At 59.8% G+C, this 1,619-nt stretch carries 1 protein-coding gene; it reads left to right on the top strand.

The features are described from left to right. The first annotated feature begins 84 nt into the window (after positions 1-84). Positions 85-1,233 carry an IS110 family transposase gene (locus tag M3I56_RS40475; protein WP_254358643.1) on the top strand — a complete coding sequence of 383 codons (1,149 nt, stop codon included), beginning with the start codon at positions 85-87 and terminating at the stop codon, positions 1,231-1,233. The last annotated feature ends 386 nt before the right edge of the window (positions 1,234-1,619 follow it).

A 1,619-nucleotide genomic window follows, 5' to 3' on the forward strand; every position in this document is an offset into this window, starting at 1 on the left:
CTTCAGATACTATGAGGGACAGCCCGCGTAAGCCCCCAGGAGTAAAACGGTTTATCTGGACCGTTTCCCGGAAGGAGCACGCAAATGGACGCACCCGAGAGAACCCTGCAAGCACAGGACACCGCGATCACCGGCAGGCTGTTTGTCGCCTTTGAATTGGGCGAAAAGAACTGGAAGCTGTCACTCGGTGATGGCGTACGTGCTCCCAGCCGTTGCACGGTAGCGGCCGGCGACACCGCTTCCGTCCTGACCGCTATCGCAAAAGCCAAAGCTCGCTGTCATCTGCACCCTGACACCTTGGTGCTGAGCTGCTATGAGGCGGGCCGCGACGGCTTCTGGTTGCACCGTTGGCTAAGCGTACAAGGGATTGTCAATCTCGTCGTCGACTCGGCAAGTATTGAGGTGAACCGACGCTCACGACGTGCGAAGACCGACCGCCTTGACGCCGACAAGCTGCTTTCCATGCTGATGCGCTACTACGCTGGCGAACGTCGGGTCTGGGCAGTCGCGCGAGTCCCAAGCGCACAGCAGGAAGATGAACGTCGCGTGCATCGTGAACTCGAGCGCCTGCGACACGAGCGCACCGCTCACATCAATCGGATCCGTTCGCTTCTGGTGCTGCATAACCTGCGCGTAGAGCGCGTAGGCGGTCGTAACTGGGCCCGCTGGTGGGCCGAGCACGCTCAGCAGTTGCTCCCCGCCCTGCGTGCCGAGATCGAGCGTGAATTTGAGCGACTCTCACTTGTGATCCACCAAATCAAGACGCTTGAGGGATTTCAGGAGCAGCAAGTCCGTAGCGGCGCGCAACCCTCAATTGCGGCGTTAGCGCGCCTGACCGGTGTCGGTACCGGAAGTGCATGGACTCTGCTAAAGGAGTTGTTTAGTTGGCGCAAGTTTCACAACCGTCGAGAGCTTGCCGCCTGCCTGGGCCTTGCGCCCACGCCATATAGCAGCGGGACCAGCGAAACAGAACAAGGCATCAGCAAGGCCGGCAACAGGCGCTGTCGCTGGCTCATGGTCGAACTCGCATGGTGCTGGCTACGCCACCAGCCCGCAAGCCAACTGAGCCAATGGTTCCATAAACGATTTGCTGGCGCAGGAAAGCGTGCCCGACGTATCGGCATTGTTGCACTAGCTCGTCGTCTCGCGATCGCGCTATGGCGGTATGCGGAACATGGTGAGATTCCGATTGGAGCAACCCTCAAGGCACACCGGAGTGCGGTTGCGACCTGAACCATCTGCGTCGACAGACGGCACGAGTCTCAAGGTTTGCGCGCCCGTGAAGTAGCGGGATTGCCCGATGGGCAATCGTCCTTCAGATGGGGCGCGTCCGAACGGAGCGCTGCCCGCGTTAGCGCATGCGGTATAGGGTGACCGGCCGTGGTGCCGGCACGGATAGAAGTTAGATCGGGCATACGCCCGACATCGAGCGCTCCGAACCAAAGACTATTGACACGTGTTGTGACGCACGCGAGTTATCCACCGCCTGCCGACGTTCTGGTCATGTGAAGGGACCCGGCGGCAGGCCGTGGATAACTCGCGGAGTCCTAAAGGAGAATCTTGCGAATAAAACTGTCATCGAGGGGGCTTGACTTCGAATACCCCATAGAAGCTACTTC

The sequence above is a fragment of the Paraburkholderia sp. CNPSo 3281 genome, assembly GCF_024206515.1.
Classification (GTDB): domain Bacteria; phylum Pseudomonadota; class Gammaproteobacteria; order Burkholderiales; family Burkholderiaceae; genus Paraburkholderia; species Paraburkholderia nodosa.